Below are 20,910 nucleotides of genomic sequence, written 5' to 3'. Positions count from 1 at the left end.
ATCCTTGCGCCAGAACCCCAGCAGGAGACGCGCCATGAAGGGTGACGCCAAGGTCATCGAGTTCCTGAACAAGGCCCTGTTCAACGAACTGACCGCCATCAACCAGTACTGGCTGCATTATCGCCTGCTGGCCAACTGGGGCGTGAAGAAGCTGGCCGAATACGAACGGCACGAATCCATCGACGAGATGAAACACGCCGACAAGCTGGCCGACCGCATCCTGTTCCTGGATGGCCTGCCCAATTTCCAGGCGCTGGGCCGCCTGCGCATCGGCGAATCGGTGGAGGAAATCCTCAAGGCCGATCTCGAGCTGGAGATGGACGCGATCCCCCTGCTCAAGGACGCCATCGCCCACTGCGAATCCGTGCGTGACTACGTCAGCCGCGATCTCTTCGCCGAGATCCTCGAAAGCGAGGAGGAGCATGTCGACGTGATCGAAAAGCAGTTCGACATGATCGCGCGCATGGGCCTGCAGAACTACGTGCAGCTGAACAGCGAGGCGGCCGAGGGCTGACCGGTAAGGGCGCCGGGGCCGTGGCCCCGGCCTGGCTTTGCGCCCTCGTCAATAGGCAGCCGTGAACCGCGCCCGTGGGTGGCGGTGCTGTTCCAGTTCATCGACCATGGCGATGGCATAGTCGGCAAAGCTGATCCGGCTCTCGCCCTTCTCGTCGGTCACCAGCTGGTCGGTGCCCAGCCGGAACGTGCCGGTGCGCGGGCCCACCTCGATGAAGGCGGCGGGGCTGAAGAACGTCCAGTCGATCTCCTGCTCCTTGCGAATGTCGTCCAGGAACGCCATGCCGCCCAGGATCGCGGGCTTCCATTCCTCGGGCAGGGTCGCGCCCATCACGTCCCACAGCTTCTTGCCCGGCGCCACTTCCAGGCTGGCCGCGCCGCCCGTCACCAGCAGGCGCGGCACGCCCGCCGCCTTGAGCGCGGACAGCAGCGTCTCGGCCTTCACGTCAAAGTGCAGCGCGCTGATCACCGCGTCTGCGCCCCGGATCAGCCCGGCCAGCGCCTGCGGATCGGTGGCGTCGCCCGCCACGGCGCTGACCCCCGGTGCGGCCGGGATCGCCTCCGGCTTGCGCGCGATGGCGATCACCTCATGCCCGCGCGCCGCCACTTCCCGTGTGATTTCCGACCCGGCGCGACCGCTGGCGCCCAAAACTGCCACTTTCATGCCCGCCTCTCCATTCTACCATTTGTTAGATGGTAGAACGCGGGCCGGGGCGATGCAAGATCAGTGCCCGCAGGCCAGCGCTTCCACCACGTCATCCAGCCGCGCCGGATCACCCAGCGCCAGCACGTGGCCATCGGACCCGGCGTGGAGCGGCTCACCGTTCCAGTCCGCCATGGTGCCGCCCGCGCCTTCCACCACCGGGACCAGCGCGGCCCAGTCATGCAGCTTCAGGTTCGCCTCGCACACGATGTCGAGCTGCCCCGTGGCCAGCATGGCGTAGTTGTAGCAGTCTCCACCCATGACCATGCGCTTGTGGTCGGTCTTGGCGGCCAGGGCCATGAAGTGGGCGCCTTCGTGATCGTCGAAATAGTGCGGACCGGTGGTGGCGATGGTGGCATTGGCCAGTTCGCGGCAAGGGCGGGTGCGCACCGGCTGGCCGTTCAGCGTGGTTGGCCGCCCGATCGCGCCGATCCAGCGTTCGCCCAGGATCGGCTGGTCGATCACGCCCAGCACCGGAAAGCCTTCCACCACCAGCGCGATCAGCGTGCCGAACAGCGGCCGCCCGGCAAGGAAACCGGCAGTGCCGTCGATGGGATCGAGCACCCAGCTGCGGCGGGAAGTGCCTGCGGTGGAGCCGAACTCCTCGCCGATGATGGTGTCGGCCGGAACCTCTGCCCGCAGGATGGCCCGCATGGCTTCTTCGGCCGCGGTATCGGCCAGGGTGACGGGCGTCGAATCGCCCTTGCGCTCGGCGGTCACGGTGCGGAAATGGGGGCGGATCGCCTCGCCCGCCGCATCGGCAAGGCGCAGGGCAAGGGCGATATCGGCATCGAGCTGTGCGGTGCTGGTCATGCCCGCAGCCTTGGCCCGATGCGCCACCCCGGGTCAAGAAGGGTTGGGTCTACCGCATACAGGGTATTGGCCGTGTTCGTCACAAAGCTGTATGGGGCGTGACATATGGCACAGCCGCGCCGCAAGGTGGCCGCTAAGGGGAGCGGCATGGCAAGGTGTGGCAACGGGGGCATGACGTGACGCGCAAGCAGCGACCGGCGGTGGACAGGTCGATCGCATCGGGCGGGGGGGTGACCCGCGACGGCCAGCCGATCAGCTATAACCGCGCGCCTGCCGACGACCTCGCCCCGTGGATCGCCCGGCTTTATGTAACGAAGGTGGACATGCCGGCGGAATACCGCCTGAACTGCGGGCTGTTCAACGATGCCGCCTGCATCCGCATCCAGCTGCGCGGGCAATGGACGGCCGATACCGCGGACGGGCGCATGGAAATGGGCAAGTCCGCGCTGTTCTTCGGCCCGCAATCTCGGCGCATGCCGATCAGCGTGACCGGCAGCTTCATCAGCGTGGGAGCGATGCTGCGCCCCGGCGCGTGCCACGTGCTGAAAGGGCCGAAAGTGCCCGAGATCGTGGACTGGATCGTGCCGATGGCGGACGCCGGCGGCAACCCGGACGAATGGTTCAGCCTGTTCGCGCCCGATGCCGAGCCCGAAGCCTGGTGCCTGGCGATGGAGGACCGGCTGCGCACACGGATTGCCGTTCTGGATGCGCCGGAGCCTGATCCGGCGACCACCCGGTTCGAAGCCGCGGCTTTTGCCGACCCGACGATCAGCATCAAGCAGTTTGCCGAACGCGCCGCGATCGAGCAGCGGCGGCTGGAGCGGATCATCCGGCGCGACTTCGGCATGCCGCCCAAGCAGGTGCTGCGCCGCGCCCGCGCGCTCGACATGGCCAGCCACCTGCGCGGCGTGGCCGACAAGGACGAGGCCGAGGCGCTGGCGCTGCGGTATTACGACCAGAGCCACCTGATCCGCGAGTTCTCCGAACTGTTCGGGATGAGCCCGCGCCAGTTCGTGGAAACGCCACAGCCGCTGATGACGCTAGCGCTGGAAACGCGGCAGGCCCGCCGGCTGGAAATGATGGCCCGCATAGCCCCGGGCGAGATCCGCCCCTGGGAGTGATCCGGCCCGCCAAGTTGCCGGTGGCGACGCAGGCTCACTGGGCGCGAGGTTGACACAGTTGACACTGTCCAATGGGGTGAATCCAAATTCGCGCCGCGCCGGCCCTTTGGCGCTCGGAGCGAGTCCCGTGGCGAGGCGGAAAAACGCCGCGATACCCGGCACTTGGCGGAAGCGTTGACGATTTCAGGGAGCCATCGTGGCCGAATTTACGTCCCTTTCGACATGTAGGAAAGGGATAATTATAATAACAGACGCGTATGTTATTTATTGTGTTGGATTCAGGCGCAGGCGTGTGCCGCCGAATGGCCCCGCCCTGCTGAGAAGCAGGCTGTTCTTCCGCTGTTCTTCCGCTGCTGGCAGAACAAGAACAGCGCTGGATGCCGGAGGCATGCAGGCAAAGTAATGTTCTTCAGAAATCCGGTGGCGGGCAAAGCAAAGCAAGCAGGTTTGGCAAGCCAATTGAGGCGAAGCGCGCTCCGCAACTGCCTCCGATCACGATCCATTATTGCTGCTGATGATCGGGACAGTGCGGAAACGGATTCAATCACGGAAAGACGGGGCGATGCCCAGTTGAACCGTTTCACATCAGTGCCTTAACCTGCCCGCACCAAAGGCAGGAGCAGACATGACGGCGTTTGTGGCGAAAGACCCGGTTCTGGTGAACACCACCACGACGGGCAAGCAGTTCCAATCGGCGATCGGACGGCTTGCCGATGGCGGCTATGTGGTGGCGTGGGTGGACGCCAGCGGCCTGAATGGCGACAACAGCGGCGCCGGCATCATGGCGCAGGTGTTCGATGCCAAGGGCGCGAAAGTGGGCGGCGAGATCCAGGTCAACACCTCGCTGGCGGGCGACCAGGTGCAGCCGGCGATCGCGGTGCTGAAATCGGGCGAGTTCGTGATCTCGTGGACCGACGCGGGCGGTGCCAAGACCAGCCCGGCGGTGGAAGTGCGCGCGCAGATGTTCAACGCCGCGGGCGAGGCGATCCGGGCCGAGCTGACGCTGAACACCGCGCCCGAATACAACCAGTACCAGTCACAGCTGACGGCGTTGTCCAACGGCGGCTTTGCGGCGGTGTGGCTGAGCAATGCGGAGTTCAAGGGGGTCTTCTATCCGCGCCTGCACGTGCAGTTCTTCGATGCGAAGGGCAAGCCGACGAGCGCCGACATCGCGGTGTATGACCACCCGGACCGTTCGGCCGACGAGCAGCCGGAAATCACCGCGCTGAGCGACGGGCGCGTGCTGGTGACCTGGGTCAACAGTCGAGACGGTGCGGGCACCGGGGCGCAGATCATATCGAGCGACGGGACCAAGGCCTTTGCCCTGCCGATCGACATTGCCGAGCATATCGCCAGCGGCGGGCAGGCGGATGTGCTGGGCCTGCCGGGCGGCGGCTTCGTGGCGGCCTATGAAGCGCGCGACACCCCGGTGCGCGGCATCCAGGTGCGCATCTTCGACAAGAACGGCGAAGCTGTGACGCCCGACATTCAGTACAACGACAAGTACGACAACTATTACGAACCCTCCATCGCCCTGCTGAAATCGGGCAAGTTCGTGATCGTGGCGCAGGACGGATCGAACCGGGTTGTGGCCCAGGTGTTCAACCCCGATGGCACGAAGTTCGGCGGGATGATGACGCTGAGCCCGCAAGGCCAGAGCGCCGGGGCGGCGACCGTGGTGCCGGCGACCGATGGCGGCTTCATCGTGACGTGGAGCGACGTGAGCGGCGCCGACGGCAATTCGTGGGGCGTCTATTCCGCCGTCGTCTCGATCGACAACACGGTGCACCAGCTGGCCGGCAATGCCACGGCCAACACCCTGACCGCGCCGACCACGGCCAACTGGACCCTGCTGGGCAAGGGCGGCGACGACAGCCTGACCGGCAGCCTGTATGACGACAGGCTGGACGGTGGGACCGGGGCCGACCGCATGACCGGCGGCTATGGCGACGACACCTATACCATCGACAACGCCGGAGATGTGATCATCGAAATCGCCACCAGCGGGGTGGACAAGGTGATCTCCACGCTGAAGGGCTATACCTTGGCCGCGAACGTGGAGATCCTGCAGATCGGCGGCAATGCGGCGATCGGCGGCAATGGTAACGATGGGGCCAACCTGCTGATCGGCAACGAGGCCGCCAACGCGCTGGACGGCGGGCGCGGCGACGACACCCTGCGCGGGCTGGGCGGCAACGACAGCCTGGCCGGCGGGGCAGGGCGCGATCTGCTGGAAGGCGGCATCGGCAATGACACGATGGACGGCGGCAACGACGACGACAGCCTTGACGGCGGCGCGGGCGACGACGTGCTGCTTGGCGGCGCGGGCAAGGACCTGATCGACGGGGGCAAGGGCGCAGACCGCATGGAAGGCGGATCGGGCGACGACGCCTTTGGCGTGGACAACCTGGCCGACGTGGTGGTGGAGAAGGCCGACCAGGGCACGGATACGGTGGTCAGCAGCATCAACTACGTGCTGGGCGCGAACCTCGAGAACCTGATCCTGGTGGGCGCGGCCAAGGCGGGCAAGGGCAATGCGCTGGATAACGTGCTGATCGGCAACGCGCTGGACAATACGCTGGTGGGCAACGGCGGCAACGATGTCGTTTCCGGCGGCGCGGGTATCGACAAGCTGAGCGGCGGCGCCGGGGCCGACACCTTTGTGTTCGCCGCCGGAGAGAGCGGCGCCAGCGCCGCCACCGCCGACCGCGTGCTGGATTTCCGCCATGCGCAGGGCGACCGCATCGACCTTTCCGCCTTCGATCCCGTGCCCGGCGGCGTGGACAATGCGCTGAGCTTCATCGGCAGCACGGCGTTTGCCGGCACGGCGGGCGAGGTGCGCGTTACCGGCGCGGCCGGCGGGCAGATCGTGCAGATCGACGCCGATGGCGACAAGCTGGCCGACATGGTGATCTCGGTACGTGCCGACGCGGTGCTGCAGGCGGCGGACTTCGTGCTGTGACGGGGTAAGCGCCCCGCCCCTTCACGAGGCAAGGCATCCATGAGGGGCAGCCATTTGCCAACGATTCCGGGCAATTGCCCGCTGTCGGGCCAAGCCGGCAACGGATAGCTCCATTCAAATTCGCCAGGCGAAATCAGGCAGTGCTGAGCTACCCCCGGATCAGCTTGCGGGCCTGGAGCAGGCCGATCAGGACCATCGCCGCGCCGGCCAGGGCCAGGGGGCGGTCTGCGCCGGTGAAGGCGTGGACGGCACGCGCATGGGTGAAGGCTGTGAAGAGGGCGCTGAGGCCGAGGCCGATGATCAGCACGAAGAGCAGCAGGCCGGGCAGGCTGGTGGCGGCGCGGTCCTGTTGGCGCGAACGCGGGGTGCCGGTGAAGGGGCGCCATTTGCCGCGGGGTGGAGGTGCTGACGGCATCGGCGGATCTTCCGGGTTCGAGTGACTCTGGCAACGGTCTAACGCGCACAGGGCTGCTGGCAAGGGATGGTGCCGGATTGCCGCGTGGCCGCGGGTCATTTCACCCTTGTCGTGTCCGCCGCAAACAGGGGGTCTTCATCATAGGCGGGCTGCTGCAGCACGCGGGCGAAGGCGGGGCTGACGAGATCGTGGCCGAGGGCCTGCGCGCGCTGCACCGCGGGGCGGGCGGACATCGCGGTGAACCAGCGGCCGATCTGGGGGAAATCGCCGAGGTCCTGCCCGTGGAGGCGGTGGAACCAGACCCAGCCCCAGCAGGCCATGTCGGCAACGGAATAATCATCCGCGATCCAGCTTCGCCCGGCGAGTCGCGCATCAAGCACGCGATAGAGCCGCGCGCATTCCCGCGTGTAGCGATCGACGGCGTAATCGTTGCCCGCCGGGGCATAGCGGCGGAAATGGTGCGCCTGCCCGGCCATTGGCCCCAACCCGCCCATCTGCCACATCAGCCATTCCTGCGCGGCGACGCGCGCCGGGCCGGAGGGACTGAGGAAACGCCCGGTCTTTTCGGCAAGGTAGAGCAGGATGGCGCCGGATTCGAAGACCGGCTGCGAACCATCCGGCGCAGTGTGATCGACGATGGCGGGGACGCGGTTGTTGGGGCTGATGCGCAGGAATTCGGGCGCGAACTGGGCATCGGCGGTGATGTCCACGGGCACGAGGCGATAGGGGAGGCCGCATTCCTCCAGCATGATCGCCACCTTCCAGGTGTTGGGCGACGGGAAGAAGTGGAAGTCGATCATCAGTAATCCAGTGGCAGGCCGATGTGGCGGGCATAGATGCGATCGCGGTGCGCGATCAGCAGCGGATCGAGCGCGGCCATGGTGACCGGATCGCAATCGGCATAGGGCCCGCGCAGCCAGTCCGGCATCGGGTTCACATCCTGCGGCAGGGGCGCGAGCATCATCGAGAAGCAGGCCCAGAAAAGGTCTGCCGCGCTGACCATATCGCCGACGAGATAGCCGGACCCCCGATCCGCCTGTTGCCGCAACTGTGCAGCGAGGCCCGAGAGGATCTGCGCAAGGCGCGCGGGCGCGGCGGCGATGGTGGCGGGCGTGACATGGTAGGTGCGAGCCAATGCATCGAGCGCGGGATCGGGGCCGGCCGAAAGGGAGGCGGCCATGATCTGATGCCGGCGGTTCCAGCCCAGCCCGTCGCGCCCGGCGATCTCAAGGCAGAGGCCGAGGCAGAGCGCGCGCTGCACGGGATCGGCCGGGAGCAGCGAAGGCCCCTGCCCCAGCCGTTCGGCCAGAAGCAGGATATCGTGCCAGCCGGTGAGCGGCGGTTCATCATCGAGGCACACGATCGGGGCGTTGCGGTGGCCGGTCCAGGCCAGCAGGTCTTCGTTCGGGGCCATGGCCTGCTGCGCCACGGGCGTGAAAGGGACTTTGCGAAAGGCCAGCACGGCCTTGGCCGCCTCGCCCCAGGGACCAGGCACGCCGGCCGTGAGCACGAGGCGCAGACCCGGCAGGGCCTGCGCCTCGGCAACCGTCAGATAGTGCATCGCCAGCCTCTCCCTTGCCGCGAAAGGACGGCAAGGTCCGCGCCTGGGCTCCGGCCGTCAACCAGCCAAAGCGCGAGGCGCGCGATCAGGGCACTGGTCGATCAGAGGATGAAGTCGGTCGCATCCAGCGTGGTGACGTCATCGAGGCGGATGGCGAAGTCGGCCACGCCATCGCCATCGGTGTCGCCAAAGACCACGCCATCTCCCTTGATCACTTCGAAGCGCAGTTCGCCCGCATGGTTGCCGAAGGCATCTGCACCGATGAAGGTGAAGCCTTGGTGCCCGTCGGTGAGGGTGTCGGCATCGACGCCGGTGAGATCGATCCTGTCACCATCGGCGTGGCTGAAATCCTGGATGCGATCCGCGCCGCCACGGGTCGCCCCCGAAAAATCGCCATCGACGAAGACGAATGTATCGGCACCGAGACCACCGGCCAGCTTGTCCTTGCCGGTGCCGCCATCGACAGTGTCGGCGCCATCGCCGCCCCTGACCACATCGTTGCCGGCGCCGCCGTTGAGATCGTCGTCGCCAGTGCCACCCGAAAGCTTGTCGGTGCCGTCATCGCCGTTCAGGTCGTCATCGCCGCTGCCACCGGCAAGATTGTCGTCACCGCCATCGCCGTGGAGGACATCATGCCCGCCACCACCGGCGAGGTGGTCGTTGCCGGTGCCGCCGTCAAGATCGTCGTCGTTGCCGCCGCCGTTGAGGTCATCGTCACCATCATCGCCGTGAAGGTGATCGATGCCGCCGCCGCCGTGGAGAGTATCGTGCCCGATGCCACCGAACATGGTGTCGCTGCCCTTGCCGCCATCGAGCGTGTCGTCACCGGTGCCGCCGTCGAGATTGTCGTCGCCATCGTCGCCGTTGAGATCGTCGTTGCCGTCACCGCCGCTGATGTCGTCGTTGCCGAGGCCGCCGTTTTCGATATCGTCGCCAATGCCGCCGGAGATCAGGTCGTCACCGTCGGTATCCTGACCCTGATCATTCGAATCGATCGCGTGGAATGTGTGATGAAGCGTCATGACCCTGCCTTTTGCTAGTCCCCGGAAAAGCAAGGAGGCAGGGAGTGAAGGACGGGTTAAGGCGAAGGTGAAAACGCACCTATACGGCGCGGGATCACCAAGCTGTTAACCAGCGTGGCTGTTGTACCGCCTTGATTGCCGCAATGTGGTGGCCGGAAAGGCAATTTACGGCAGTCACCTCAAGCCGTGCGCAGCTGCGGGCATTGCACGCTGCGTGAGCGCGCCCGGCCGAGCGAGTCGCAGCTTCCTGCGATCAGAGGATGAAGTCGGTTTCCACGAGCTTGGTGACGTTGTCGAGCCGGATGGCGAAATCGGCCAGGCGGTCGCCATTCGTGTCAGCCAGCACGACCACGCCGTTGCCGAACGCTTCATAGCGGAGCTGGCCGGGGCGGCCGGTAAAGGCCTTGTCACCGAGGAAGGTGAACCACTGTTCGCCCGCAGCGCGCGTGTTGGCGTCGATATCGGTGAGATCGATGGTATCGGCCTGGCCGTGGTTGAAATCGGTGATGCAATCGGCCCGGTCGGGGCTGGCGGAGGCGAAATCGCCTTCATTGAAGACGAAGATGTCGGCCCCGGCCTCGCCAGAGACGACATCGCGCCCCGCGCCGCCGGTGATGATGTCGTTGCCCGATCCGCCGCTGATGCGATCGTTGCCCGCGCCGCCATCGACGATGTCGTTGCCGGATTCGCCCGAGAGGCGATCGGTGCCATCATCGCCGCGCACGATATCGTTGCCGCTGCCGCCAAGCACGGTATCGTTCCCGGCGCCGCCTTCGAGCTGATCATTGCCTTCGTCGCCGGCGATCACATCATTGCCGTCATCGCCAAAGATCCTGTCATTGCCATCACGCCCGCGCAGCTGATCGTTGCCGAGGCCGGCGTGCCAGACATCCGAGGCCGAGGTGCCGACGAGGATATCGTCAGGGCGGCCATCATGATCGAGATCATCGGGATCGGGCTGGGAAGCGACGACCGGCGCGACCCAGCGATCGGACAGGCGGGATTCGGGGGACGGGAAGAAGGACCCGAAGAACGCGGCGAACATCGATTGCTCCGTGAGGCTGCGGCCTCATGAGCCGCAACCGGGAGCAATTTGGCGTTAAGCCGCAGCCACGGGCCTTTGCCTAGGCCCGCGAAAGGTAACGGCAGGGTAACCATCGCACCCTGCGGAAAACCGCAGCGCGAGGGTTCAGTCGAACAGCGAGCTGACCGAACTTTCATCGGCGATGCGGCGCACCGCCTCACCGATCAGCGGCGCGATGGTGAGGACGCGGATGCGGTTGCATTCCTTGGTGGCGTCGGTCGGCAGGATGGTGTCGGTGATCACCAGCTCCTTGAGCGCCGAATTGCCGACGCGGGCGACCGCGCCGCCCGAGAGCACGCCGTGGGTGATGTAGGCGGCGACGCCGGAAGCGCCGGCATCCATCAGCGCCTGCGCCGCGTTGCACAGGGTGCCACCGGAATCGATGATATCGTCGATCAGGATGCACATGCGGCCCTTCACGTCACCGATGATGTTCATCACTTCGGACTGGCCGGGCTTGTCACGCCGCTTGTCCACGATGGCGAGCGGGGCGTTGTCGAGCCGCTTGGCCAGCGCACGGGCGCGGACCACGCCGCCCACGTCGGGCGAAACGACCATCAGCGACTGCCCGCCGTAGCGCGTCTGGATGTCTGCCGCCATGACCGGCGCAGCGAAGAGGTTGTCGGTGGGGATATCGAAGAAGCCCTGGATCTGCCCGGCGTGGAGATCGACCGAGAGCACACGGTCAGCCCCGGCCTGGGTGATCAGGTTCGCCACCAGCTTTGCCGAGATCGGCGTGCGCGGGCCAGGCTTGCGATCCTGCCGGGCATAGCCGAAATAGGGCACCACCGCGGTGATCCGCTTGGCCGAGGCGCGGCGCAGCGCATCGATGCAGATCAGCAGTTCCATCAGGTTGTCGTTCGCCGGGTAGCTGGTAGACTGGACGAGGAAGACGTCCTCGCCACGCACGTTCTCGTGAATTTCGACGAAGACTTCCTCGTCCGCGAAACGGCGCACGCTGGCGTCAGTCAGCGGCAGTTCGAGGTAGGCGGCAATCGCGCGCGCGAGCGGCAGATTGCCGTTGCCGGACATGATCTTCATCGGATGGCGAGTCCCTCTGCTCTTATCCCTTGGCGCGCCCTTAGCCCATGATGACACTATTGCAACGATTCTACGGTGGCTATCCGCAACTCTTGCGCGCGGGGAGAGTTGGCCCCTAGGGAGAGGATATGGCAGACACACTGATCATCACCCTCGCCCAGCTTAACCAGAAGGTGGGCGATCTTGCCGCGAACGTGGAGGCGATGCTGGCGGTGCGCGCCCAATCGCCGCAGAGCGACCTGATCGTTTTCCCGGAAATGCAGCTGATCGGGTATCCACCCGAGGACCTGATCCAGAAGCCCGCGCTGATCGAGCGGGCGGCGGTGGAGCTGGAGAAGCTGGCGGCGAAGACGCGCGACGGTGGGCCGGCGATGCTGGTGGGCAGCGTGTTCGTGCGTGACGGAGCGCTGCACAACGGGGTGGCGCTGCTGGAAGGGGGCAAGATCGCGGCGGTGCGCTTCAAGTACGAGCTGCCGAACTATGGCACCTTCGACGAGAAACGCTATTTCCTGCCCGGCCCCCTGCCCGAACCGGTGCTGTTCAAGGGCGCGATGCTGGGCCTGCCGATCTGCGAGGACATCTGGCACCCGGACGTGTGCCGCCATCTGGCCGAGCTGGGCGCGGAGATCTTCATCTGCGTGAACGGCAGCCCCTATGAGATCGACAAGGACGTGCTGCGCATCGACGGCGTGGCAAAGCGCCGGGCGATCGATACGGGCATCCCGCTGGCCTATGTCAACCGCGTGGGCGGGCAGGACGAGGTGGTGTTCGACGGGGCGAGCTTCGTCGTTGGCCCCGAAGGCGCACTGTGGGTGCAGATGCCGGACTGGGAAGAGGCAGTGGTCCACACCACGTGGAACCGCGTGGCTTCGGGCACCGGGCACCGCTGGCGCTGCGACGCGGGCGACGTGGCGGACCTGGCCGAGCACCCCGAGGACATATATTGCGCGATGGTGCTCGCCCTGCGCGATTATGTGAACAAGAACCGCTTTCCCGGCGTGATGCTGGGCCTTTCGGGCGGGATCGACAGCGCGATCTGCGCCGCGATCGCGGTGGATGCGCTGGGCGCGGAGCGGGTGTGGTGCGTGATGATGCCCAGCCGCTATACCAGCAACGAGAGCCTTGAGGATGCAGAGGGCTGCGCGCGGATGCTGGGGGTACGGCTGGACACGATTCCCATCGCGCCGGCGGTGGATGCCTTTGCCGAGATGCTGGCCCCCGCCTTTACCGGGCGCGAGCCGGACCTGACCGAAGAGAACCTGCAATCGCGCATCCGCGGCACGACGCTGATGGCGCTGTCCAACAAGTTTGGCCCGATGCTGGTGACCACGGGCAACAAGAGCGAGATGAGCGTTGGCTATGCCACGATCTATGGTGACATGAACGGCGGGTACAATCCGCTGAAGGATGCTTACAAGACCACGGTCTTCGCGATTTCCGAATGGCGCAATGGGGCGCGGCCCAAGATCGGGCTGGGGCCGCAGGGGCCGGTGATGCCGCAGCGGATCATCACCAAGCCGCCTAGCGCGGAACTGCGCCCGGACCAGAAGGATTCGGACAGCCTGCCCGACTATCCGGTGCTCGACGCGATCCTGACGGGCCTGGTCGAGAACGAGAAGAGCGTAAACCAGGTGGTGGCCGAGGGGCATGACCGGGCCACCGTGGAACGGGTCGAGCGGCTGTTGCACCTGGCCGAATACAAGCGGCGGCAGGCCCCGCCGGGGGTGAAGCTGGGCATGCGGAACTTTGGCCGCGATCGGCGGTATCCGATTACGCACGGATTCCGGACGGCGTGACCTGAGCGATCTTATTGCGAACCATTCGCATTGACGGCGGCGTGTGTTTGGGTAAGTTGCGAATCGTTCGCAATTAAAGGAGCGCCTGCGATGCCTGCCACCACATCGAATGCCGAAGCCGTGATTGCCGCGCTGGCCGAGCTGCGCGACCTGCGATCGCTGTCATTGGCGGGGGTGCAGGTGGTATCCGCAATCCGGCTGTGCGCGGTGGCGGGGCGCGACGGGATTGACGCGGTGCCCGAGCTGGCGCGGCGGCACCGCAACCTGGAAGCCGCCTTTGCGCTGCAGGACATGGTGCGCACGGTGACGCGGACCTGGCCCGAACCGTTCATGGTGGGCCGCGCCTGCTGCCTGCGGCTGACCCCGGACGAGGCGACGCTGGCGGCAATGGTGCGCACCGCGCGCGGGCGAGACCGCAAGGGCTTTGGCGCGGTGCTGCAGGGCTTCGTCCGCGCGGACCGGCACGAGGCGCTGTGGAACGCCTGCGTGCATGCGGTGGCCTTGCTCGGTTAGTGGCACGTCAACCAGCCAGGCGGGGTACGATATCCGTGCGCGCAAAATCGTCGCCTACGAACAGAAGCGGTGCACCTTCCCGCTTTGCCAGCGCATAGGCAAAGCAATCGCCAAAGTTCAAACCCGCTGGGTGGATGCCTTTGCCCCAACGTTCGTAGGCACTGGCGACGGCGTGGGCATCAGCCGGGGTCACGGGCGCGACTTCCATGCCAAGGCCATCGAGAAGGCACCCCATTTGTTCGCCAAGCCCGCGTCTGCGCGCCACGATCGAAGCTTCGGCAACTGTGGCGGCAGATATGAGCAGATCTTCATCCGCCTCGATTGCGGCGGCACATGCATCCGCAGCTGCCTCACCCAAAAGTATCGCCATCAATGCCGATGTATCGACGACGGTCACTTGGGCAGGCCGTCCGCGTCATCGTAGAGAAAGTCCTGGCTCCGGGCTGCATCCGGCCCTTCCGAAGCCTTCGCTGCGGCACTGGCTCGCACACTTGCAATCAGCGCAGCGCGCGAATCTGCGCTGACGGGTTGCCGTACCGGCACGAGGCGCACGGTAGCATGTCCGTGCCGGGTCAACACGACTTCGTCACCCGCCATGGCGCGGCGGACAAGTTCAGTCAGTTGCGCTTTTGCCTCAGTGAGGGATATCTGCATCGGAGAACCTCCAATGCCAGATATGGACCATTGAATGGTCCACATCAACCCCCGCTTGCCGGACATACCGGGCGCGCTATAGGGCCTGCATGACGGTTGTTACCCGCTTTGCGCCCTCGCCCACCGGCCGCCTGCATGTCGGCAATATCCGCACGGCGCTGCACAACTGGCTGCTGGCCAGGCGCAGCGGAGGGCGGTTCCTGCTGCGGATCGACGATACCGACGCCGCGCGCAGCCGCGAGGAGCATGTCGAGGCGATCCGCGCGGACCTGCAATGGCTGGGCCTGACGCCTGAACGCGAGGAACGGCAATCGGCGCGCTTTGCCATATATGAAGCGGCGTTCGAACGGCTGGTGGCGGCCGGCAGGCTCTATCGCTGCTATGAAACCGCGCAGGAGCTGGAGCTGAAGCGCAAGGTGCTGCTGGGCCGGGGACTGCCGCCGATCTATGACCGCAGCGCGTTGAAGCTGACCGACGAGGACCACGCGGCGAAGGCAGCGGCGGGGGAGCAGCCGCACTGGCGCTTCCTGCTGGACCACGACACGCCAATCGAATGGGTGGATGGCATTCGCGGGCCACAGCACTTCGACCCGAAGCAGATGTCGGACCCGGTGGTGCGGCGGGCGGACGGATCGTGGCTGTATATGCTGCCCTCGGCGATCGACGACGTGGACATGGGCGTGACCGATGTGCTGCGCGGGGAGGACCACGTTTCCAACACCGCCACGCAGGTGCAGATGTTCGCAGCACTGGGCGCGCAGGCCCCGCGCTTTGCGCACGAGGCGCTGCTGACCGGGACCGAGGGCAAGCTGAGCAAGCGGCTGGGTTCGCTGGGCGTGGCGGACCTGCGCGATAGCGGGATCGAGCCGCAGGCGCTGGTGGCGCTGCTGGCGCGGCTGGGCACGGCAGACCCGGTGGACGCCTCGCTGGATGCGGCGGCGCTGGCTGCAAGCTTCGACCTGTCGCGCTTTGGCCGGGCGCCGGCGCGGTTCGACGAGGCGGAACTGGAGCGGGTGAACGCTGCGGTAGTGCACGCCCTGCCCTTTGCCGAGGTGGCAGACCGCCTGCCCGGCGGGATGGGCGAAGCGGCATGGGAAGCGATCAGGCCCAACCTGAACCATGTGGGCGAAGCAGCGCAGTGGTGGCAGGTGGTGACCGGACCGGTTGCCGGGCCAGAGTTCGATGCGGAGACGCGGGAGTATCTGGATCAGGCCGCCACGGTTGCGGCATTGCTTGATTGGACCACCGACCCCTGGGGCGCGCTGACGGCGGCACTGAAGGATGCGACCGGGCGCAAGGGCAAGGCGCTGTTCCTGCCGCTGCGCCAGGCGCTGACCGGCATGGACCATGGGCCGGACATGAAGGCCTTGCTGCCGTTGATCGCCAAGGATGAGGCGGTGCGGCGGCTGGGACTCGATGGAATGCGTTGATCGGCGCGCGGAGTCTCGACTTCGCTCGACACGAACGGTGGCAGGGACCTGAGCTTAGGTCACGTCAGGCGCTGCCGGTCTGGGCGACGAGGTGCGAGGGATCGATGCCTTCGCCGCGCCAGGTGGCAGCCCAGCGGGCGGTCACGGGGGTTTCGAAGAGGATGGCCGGGCTCCCCTGCGCGGCGAACCAGCCGTGGCGGCGCATCTCACCTTCCAACTGGCCGGCACCCCACCCGGCATAGCCAAGCGCGATCAGCCACTTCGACGGGCCCTTCCCGTCGGCAATGGCGCGCAGCACGTCCATCGAGGCGGAGAGCGCGCAGAGGCCGGTGACCTGCAGCGTGCCGGTGCCACCCCAATCGGTGGAATGGAGCACGAAGCCACGCGACGTTTCCACCGGACCGCCGGACAGGACGGGCACATCGGGCGCGACGCCGGGATCGATGCCGACATCCTGCAGCAGGCCGTGGAAGGTGATGCCTTCACGCACGGCGCCGATGCCGATGCCGAGCGCGCCATGTTCATCATGCACGCACATGGCGATGACGGCATGGTCGAAACGATCATCCCCCATGCCCGGCATGGCAAGGAGCAGGCGGCCCGAGAGGTATTGCGCTTCGGTCATTCCATGCAGCCTACGCGCTTGCGCGCGCCGGGGAAAGCAGCGGCTTTGCCCTTGGGGGCCGTTCACCGTTCATCAGGCATGGTCCGTCAGGCGAGGACCATCAGGCGGCGACGGGCGCGGCCATTTCCTCCGAGGCTTCGACCAGCCGTTTCTCGATGCTGCGCATGCGGGTTTCAGAGGTGATCTTCTCACCCAGCGGATCGGTGACGTAGAAGGTATCGACCGCGCGTTCGCCATAAGTGGCGATGTGGGCGGAATGGACGATCAGCCGCGCTTCGAACAGCGCGCGCGCCAGCCGGTTGAGCAGCGCCGGGCGATCGCGCGCGCCCACCTCGATCACGGTGAAGCGGTTCGAGGCCTTGTTGTCGAAGATCACCACGGGCTGCACTTCGAACGCATCGGCGCGCGGGCGCGAAAGCGGACGGGCGACGAGCTGGGGCAGCAGCTTGACCCGGTTGGCCAGCGCATCGGCGATGGCGTTCTTGAGCCGGGCAATCTGCGCTTCTTCATTCAGCGGGCGGCCCAATGGATCCTGCACCAGGAAATTGTCGACCGCGGTGCCATTGCGCGCGGTGTGGATGCGCGCGTCGATGATGTTGCCGCCGGCCAGGTGGATGCCGCCGGCGATGCGGTAGAACAGCCCCGGATGGTCTGCCGCGAGCACGGTGAGGAGCGTGGCGCCGCGCGCGGGATAGTAATGCGCCTCGACCGCCAGCGGTTCACCCAACGCGCTGTCCATCTGCTGCAGGTTGAGGGCGATGATGTCTTCCGGTTCGGCGATCCAGTAGGCATCGCCAAGCTGGCGGCCGACGGTGCCGATCAGGCTGTCGCGTTCGCGCAGGATCTCCGCCACCGCCTTCTTCTTGGCGGCGATGCGTTCAGCGCGGCCATGCTGCTTGTGGCCAAGACGCAGCACCTCTTCGGTGGCGAGGTAGAGATCGCCCAGCAGCTGGCGCTTCCACGAGTTCCAGATGCCGGGGCCGACGGCGCGGATATCGACGATGGTGAGGATCAGCAGCAGGCGCAGGCGCTCGACGCTCTGCACCTTGGCGGCGAAATCGGCGATGGTCTTGTAATCGGCAAGGTCGCGCTTGAAGGCGGTGTCGCTCATCAAGAGGTGCCAGCGCACCAGCCAGGCAACGGCTTCGGTCTCGGCCGCGGACATGCCAAGACGGGGGCACAGCTTCATCGCCACTTCCGCGCCGAGCACCGAATGATCGCCTCGCCGCCCCTTGGCGATATCGTGGAGCATGGTGGCGACATAGAGCACGCGGCGCGAGGCGATCTTGGAGAAGACATCGCTCGACAGCGGGTGCTGGTCACGCTCCTCGCCACGCTCGATCCGCGCGAGCAGGCCGATGGCGCGGATGGTGTGTTCGTCCACCGTGTAGTGATGGTACATGTCGAACTGCATCTGCGCCACGACACGGCCGAAATCGGGAACGAAGCGGCCGAAGACGCCGGCCTCGCCCATCCAGCGCAGCGCGGTTTCGGGATCGTGGCGGCTGGTGAGCAGATCCATGAACAGGGCGTTGGCGCGCGGGTCCTTGCGCACGGCGGCATCGATAAGGCCGGAATCGCGGCGGGCGAGGCGCAGCGCGTCAGGATGGATTTCCAGTCCTTCGCGATCGGCCAGCGTGAAGATTTCCACCAGACGCACCGGATCGGCGGTGAAGAAATCATCTCCATCCACGCCGATCTTTTCCGCCACGATGGGGAAGCCGCCGATGCGGCGCTTGCGCCGGGCCTTGAGCTTGGCGAAGAAGCCGGTCTTCTGCCGGGCGAACTGTTCATCGAGCTGGGCAAGGAACACGCCGGTGAGCGAGCCGACCTGCTTCGCCTGGAGGAAGAAGAACTGCATGAAGCGTTCGACCGCGCTCTTGCCCGGGCGATCGGCGAAGTTCATGCGCATGGCGACTTCGCGCTGCATGTCGAAGGTGAGGCGGTCCTCGGCGCGGTTGGTCAGCGCGTGGAGATGGCAGCGCACCGCCCAGAAGAAGTTTTCGGCGCGGCGGAACGCGCGGTATTCTGCGGCTGTTAGCAGGCCGACATCGACCAGTTCGCTGGCATCGCGCACCTTGTGGATATACTTGCCGATCCAGTAGAGGGTGTGCAGATCGCGCAGGCCGCCCTTGCCCTCCTTCACATTGGGTTCGACGACATAGCGGCTGTCACCCAGCCGCTTGTGCCGTTCGTTGCGCTCGGCCAGCTTTTCGGCGACGAACTGGCGTTCGGTGCCGGCCGCGACTTCGGCCCAGAAACGGCGGGAGCCTTCCTCGTAAAGCGGCTGGTCACCCCAGACGAAGCGCCCTTCGAGCAGGGCGGTGCGGATGGTGAGGTCGCTTTTGGCCATGCGCACGAGATCATCGAGCGAGCGGCTGGAGTGGCCGACCTTCAGCCCCAGGTCCCACAGGAAATAGAGCATCGATTCGATCACCTGTTCGCACCAGGAGGTGGGGCGCGTGGGGGTGACGAAGGCGATGTCCACGTCGGAATGCGGGGCCATCTCACCCCGGCCGTAGCCGCCGACGGCAAGGATGGCGATGCGTTCGCCCGTGGAGCGGTTGCTGGCGCGATAGACGTGGCCGACGACGTGATCGTGGATCACGCGGACCAGCTGATCGACCAGGAAAGACTGCGCCTGCGCGCAATCGGTGCCGTGCGACGGCTTTTCCGACAGACGCCGGGCGATCTCCGCCCGCCCCTGCGCCAGCGCGGCGCGCAGCAGTTCAACCACCTGCGGGCGCGACTTTTCGCCGCCCGCGGCATGGGCGGCGGCGATGGCGTCTGACAGGGCGCGACGGTCGACGATGGCGCGCTGATTTGTGATGCGGGGCAGAGTCATGATGCGGCCCTTACAACACGAAATCCTGCGCGTCAGTTTCCAAACGTCTGCGTTTATCTGCTTGCTGTCAGGTCGCAGCCGGCCACTGCTTGCCGTAGCGTTCGCGCAAACTGCGCTTGTCCACCTTCTCGGTGCCGAGGCGGGGCAGCGGATCGGCAACTTCCCACAGCTTCACCGGCACCTTGAAGGCGGCAATGTGCTCCTTGAGAAAGGCGCGCAGTTCGTCCTCGGTGGCGCTGCAGCCGGGCTTGGCGAGATAGACCGCCACGGGCACTTCGCCATAGAGTTCGTGCGGCAGGCCGAAGACGCTGGCCTCGGCCACGCAGGGGTGGGTGTAGATCGCGTCCTCCACCTCGATGCACGAGATGTTCTCGCCGCCGCGGATGATGATGTCCTTCTTGCGATCGACGATGAACAGGTAGTTCTCGGGATCGAGATAGCCGAGATCACCAGTGCGGAAGTAGCCATCCGGGGTGACCGCGGCGGCGGTGGCTTCGGGATTGTCCCAGTATCCCTGGAAATTGGCGATAGAGCGGATCGCCACTTCACCCACCTGCCCCTGGGGCAGCGGGTTTCCGGCGTCATCGAGAATGGCCATGTCCACCAGCGGGCGCGAAGGCGCGCCGGTGCTGCCTGGCTTGGCAAGGTAGTTTTCATTGAAGTTGCCGCAGCCGACGGCATTCGTTTCGGTCAGCCCATAGCCGAGCACGGGGAAGGCATGGGGCAGCGCCTTGCGGATGCGGTCGACATGTTCCACCGGACGGGGCGCGCCGCCCGCGGCGAAAGTGACGCAGCTGGACAGGTCAAACTTGTCGCGATCGGGATGCGTGGCGATCTCGAAGCTCATCAGCGGGACGCCGACGAAGTAGGTCACCTTCTCGCGCTCGATGAGCCTCATCGCCTCGACAGCGTCCCATTTGCCCATGATCACCAGCCTGCGCCCCAGAGCGAAGGACTGGAGCAGGACCGGAATCTCGCCCGTGACGTGGAACAGGGGCACATTGACGAGGGCGATCGGCTGCGAGCCTTCCGCCGGGCCTTCACCCCGCATGGTCAGCAGGGTGAGCACCATGACGCTCTGCGCGAGATAGTTGAAGGTGCCCTGCACCACGGCGCGGTGATCGGACCATGCCCCCTTGGACACGCCGGTGGAGCCCGAAGTGAACAGCACGTTAGCGATGTCGTCACCCGCGATGTCGGGCAGTGGCGTATCCGCGCCGCCGCCGTTGGCAAGGAGCGAGGCCAGCCCTTCGAGCGGGGGGCAATCGTGGAGCAGCGGCAGGATCTGCGCGCCATGCGGATGGCCGGCGATGCGATCGGCCCGGGCCCGGTCCGCCAGCACATAGCGGCAGCCGACAAGGTCGATGCCATGGACCAGTTCCTCGCCAGACCAGAAGCCGTTGAGCAGCACGGCGCAGCCGCCGGCCATGAGCACGGCCATGTAGGCGATGACCCAGCTGGCGGAATTGCGGGCCGCGATGCCGACGCGTTCCCCCTTCTGCAGGCCATGGCCTTCGACAAGCCCGCCCGCGACCATCCGCGCCTGCCGGTAGGCATCGCGGAAGGTGAGGCGGCAGGCGCCATCGACGACGAATTCGCGATCTCCGTGCTGTTCGCAGAAATGCGCGAAATAGGCGGGCAGGCTGGGCGGTGCGGCGGCGATAACCGGCAGGTCGCGATCGTAGCGGCGCTGGCTGGACAGCGCGAACATGCCGTCCGGGCCGGTGAGGCCATCCATGATCCGCGCTAGGTCCCGGTCGAGCTGGGTCTGCATCGTGGCGTCTCTCTCCATCATGCCCCTTTTGGGGCTTC

Annotated in this window: 19 protein-coding genes; 6 read left to right on the top strand and 13 right to left on the bottom strand. The window is 66.2% G+C overall.

The window, feature by feature from the left end; genetic code table 11:
- The first annotated feature begins 34 nt into the window (after positions 1-34).
- Complete coding sequence (bfr, locus tag POM99_RS02425; protein ID WP_277275210.1) at positions 35-514, top strand: bacterioferritin; 480 nt, start codon at positions 35-37, stop codon at positions 512-514.
- A 48-nt stretch (positions 515-562) separates the two neighbouring features.
- On the opposite strand, the gene POM99_RS02420 is transcribed toward bfr, so the two are convergent.
- Both POM99_RS02420 and POM99_RS02415 read right to left on the bottom strand, forming a co-directional pair.
- Complete coding sequence (locus POM99_RS02420) at positions 563-1,177, bottom strand: NAD(P)-dependent oxidoreductase (protein WP_277275209.1); 615 nt, start codon at positions 1,175-1,177, stop codon at positions 563-565.
- Between the two features lie 60 nt (positions 1,178-1,237).
- On the bottom strand, positions 1,238-2,029 hold the full coding sequence (locus POM99_RS02415) for an inositol monophosphatase family protein (protein ID WP_277275208.1): 792 nt from the start codon (positions 2,027-2,029) through the stop codon (positions 1,238-1,240).
- Positions 2,030-2,205: 176 nt separating this feature from the next.
- On the opposite strand from POM99_RS02415, the gene POM99_RS02410 reads away from it, so the two are divergent.
- Positions 2,206-3,150, top strand: coding sequence for a helix-turn-helix domain-containing protein (locus tag POM99_RS02410; RefSeq protein ID WP_277275207.1), 945 nt, complete (start codon positions 2,206-2,208; stop codon positions 3,148-3,150).
- Positions 3,151-3,775: 625 nt separating this feature from the next.
- A complete protein-coding gene (locus tag POM99_RS02405) occupies positions 3,776-6,112 on the top strand; it encodes a calcium-binding protein (RefSeq protein WP_277275206.1) in 2,337 nt (778 codons plus the stop codon).
- Between the two features lie 148 nt (positions 6,113-6,260).
- Here the strand turns inward: POM99_RS02405 and POM99_RS02400 are convergent, their stop codons facing one another.
- The 6 genes from POM99_RS02400 to POM99_RS02375 form a co-directional block, all read right to left on the bottom strand.
- Positions 6,261-6,527, bottom strand: coding sequence for a hypothetical protein (locus POM99_RS02400; RefSeq protein ID WP_277275205.1), 267 nt, complete (start codon positions 6,525-6,527; stop codon positions 6,261-6,263).
- Positions 6,528-6,622: 95 nt separating this feature from the next.
- Complete coding sequence (locus POM99_RS02395) at positions 6,623-7,327, bottom strand: glutathione S-transferase N-terminal domain-containing protein (protein WP_277275204.1); 705 nt, start codon at positions 7,325-7,327, stop codon at positions 6,623-6,625.
- Positions 7,327-8,088 (bottom strand): glutathione S-transferase family protein, encoded by a 762-nt coding sequence (locus tag POM99_RS02390; protein ID WP_277275203.1) that lies wholly within the window; start codon positions 8,086-8,088, stop codon positions 7,327-7,329. The genes POM99_RS02395 and POM99_RS02390 overlap by 1 nt, the downstream gene beginning before the upstream one ends.
- A gap of 101 nt (positions 8,089-8,189) precedes the next feature.
- The gene (locus POM99_RS02385; protein WP_277275202.1) at positions 8,190-9,110 is read right to left on the bottom strand and encodes a calcium-binding protein; all 921 of its coding nucleotides are present in this window, start codon (positions 9,108-9,110) and stop codon (positions 8,190-8,192) included.
- A 253-nt stretch (positions 9,111-9,363) separates the two neighbouring features.
- A complete protein-coding gene (locus POM99_RS02380) occupies positions 9,364-10,155 on the bottom strand; it encodes a calcium-binding protein (protein WP_277275201.1) in 792 nt (263 codons plus the stop codon).
- A 144-nt stretch (positions 10,156-10,299) separates the two neighbouring features.
- Positions 10,300-11,235 (bottom strand): ribose-phosphate pyrophosphokinase, encoded by a 936-nt coding sequence (locus POM99_RS02375; RefSeq protein ID WP_277275200.1) that lies wholly within the window; start codon positions 11,233-11,235, stop codon positions 10,300-10,302.
- 128 nt (positions 11,236-11,363) lie between these two features.
- On the opposite strand from POM99_RS02375, the gene POM99_RS02370 reads away from it, so the two are divergent.
- Together POM99_RS02370 and POM99_RS02365 are read left to right on the top strand one after the other, a co-directional pair.
- Positions 11,364-13,031: an NAD+ synthase gene (locus POM99_RS02370; protein WP_277275199.1), complete on the top strand. Its 1,668-nt coding sequence runs from the start codon at positions 11,364-11,366 to the stop codon at positions 13,029-13,031.
- A gap of 90 nt (positions 13,032-13,121) precedes the next feature.
- Positions 13,122-13,544, top strand: coding sequence for a hypothetical protein (locus POM99_RS02365; RefSeq protein ID WP_277275198.1), 423 nt, complete (start codon positions 13,122-13,124; stop codon positions 13,542-13,544).
- Between the two features lie 7 nt (positions 13,545-13,551).
- Here the strand turns inward: POM99_RS02365 and POM99_RS02360 are convergent, their stop codons facing one another.
- Together POM99_RS02360 and POM99_RS02355 are read right to left on the bottom strand one after the other, a co-directional pair.
- A complete protein-coding gene (locus POM99_RS02360) occupies positions 13,552-13,941 on the bottom strand; it encodes a type II toxin-antitoxin system VapC family toxin (RefSeq protein WP_277275197.1) in 390 nt (129 codons plus the stop codon).
- Entirely contained in the window at positions 13,938-14,198 is a 261-nt protein-coding gene (locus POM99_RS02355) for a type II toxin-antitoxin system Phd/YefM family antitoxin (protein WP_277275196.1), read from the bottom strand. The genes POM99_RS02360 and POM99_RS02355 overlap by 4 nt, the downstream gene beginning before the upstream one ends.
- A gap of 89 nt (positions 14,199-14,287) precedes the next feature.
- Here POM99_RS02355 and gltX point away from each other — a divergent pair, with 89 nt between their 5' ends.
- A complete protein-coding gene (gene gltX / locus POM99_RS02350) occupies positions 14,288-15,628 on the top strand; it encodes a glutamate--tRNA ligase (RefSeq protein ID WP_277275195.1) in 1,341 nt (446 codons plus the stop codon).
- 64 nt (positions 15,629-15,692) lie between these two features.
- On the opposite strand, the gene POM99_RS02345 is transcribed toward gltX, so the two are convergent.
- From POM99_RS02345 to POM99_RS02335, 3 genes are all read right to left on the bottom strand, one after another.
- A complete protein-coding gene (locus POM99_RS02345) occupies positions 15,693-16,253 on the bottom strand; it encodes a YqgE/AlgH family protein (protein WP_277275194.1) in 561 nt (186 codons plus the stop codon).
- 100 nt (positions 16,254-16,353) lie between these two features.
- On the bottom strand, positions 16,354-19,098 hold the full coding sequence (locus tag POM99_RS02340) for a [protein-PII] uridylyltransferase (RefSeq protein ID WP_277275192.1): 2,745 nt from the start codon (positions 19,096-19,098) through the stop codon (positions 16,354-16,356).
- 67 nt (positions 19,099-19,165) lie between these two features.
- Complete coding sequence (locus POM99_RS02335) at positions 19,166-20,872, bottom strand: class I adenylate-forming enzyme family protein (RefSeq protein WP_277275377.1); 1,707 nt, start codon at positions 20,870-20,872, stop codon at positions 19,166-19,168.
- Between the last annotated feature and the right edge of the window lie 38 nt (positions 20,873-20,910).

The sequence above is a fragment of the Novosphingobium cyanobacteriorum genome (assembly GCF_029436685.1).
In the GTDB taxonomy this organism is placed as follows: domain Bacteria; phylum Pseudomonadota; class Alphaproteobacteria; order Sphingomonadales; family Sphingomonadaceae; genus Novosphingobium; species Novosphingobium cyanobacteriorum.
Note: the sequence above shows the minus strand (reverse complement) of the source record. Positions and strands in the feature narration are given on the sequence as shown.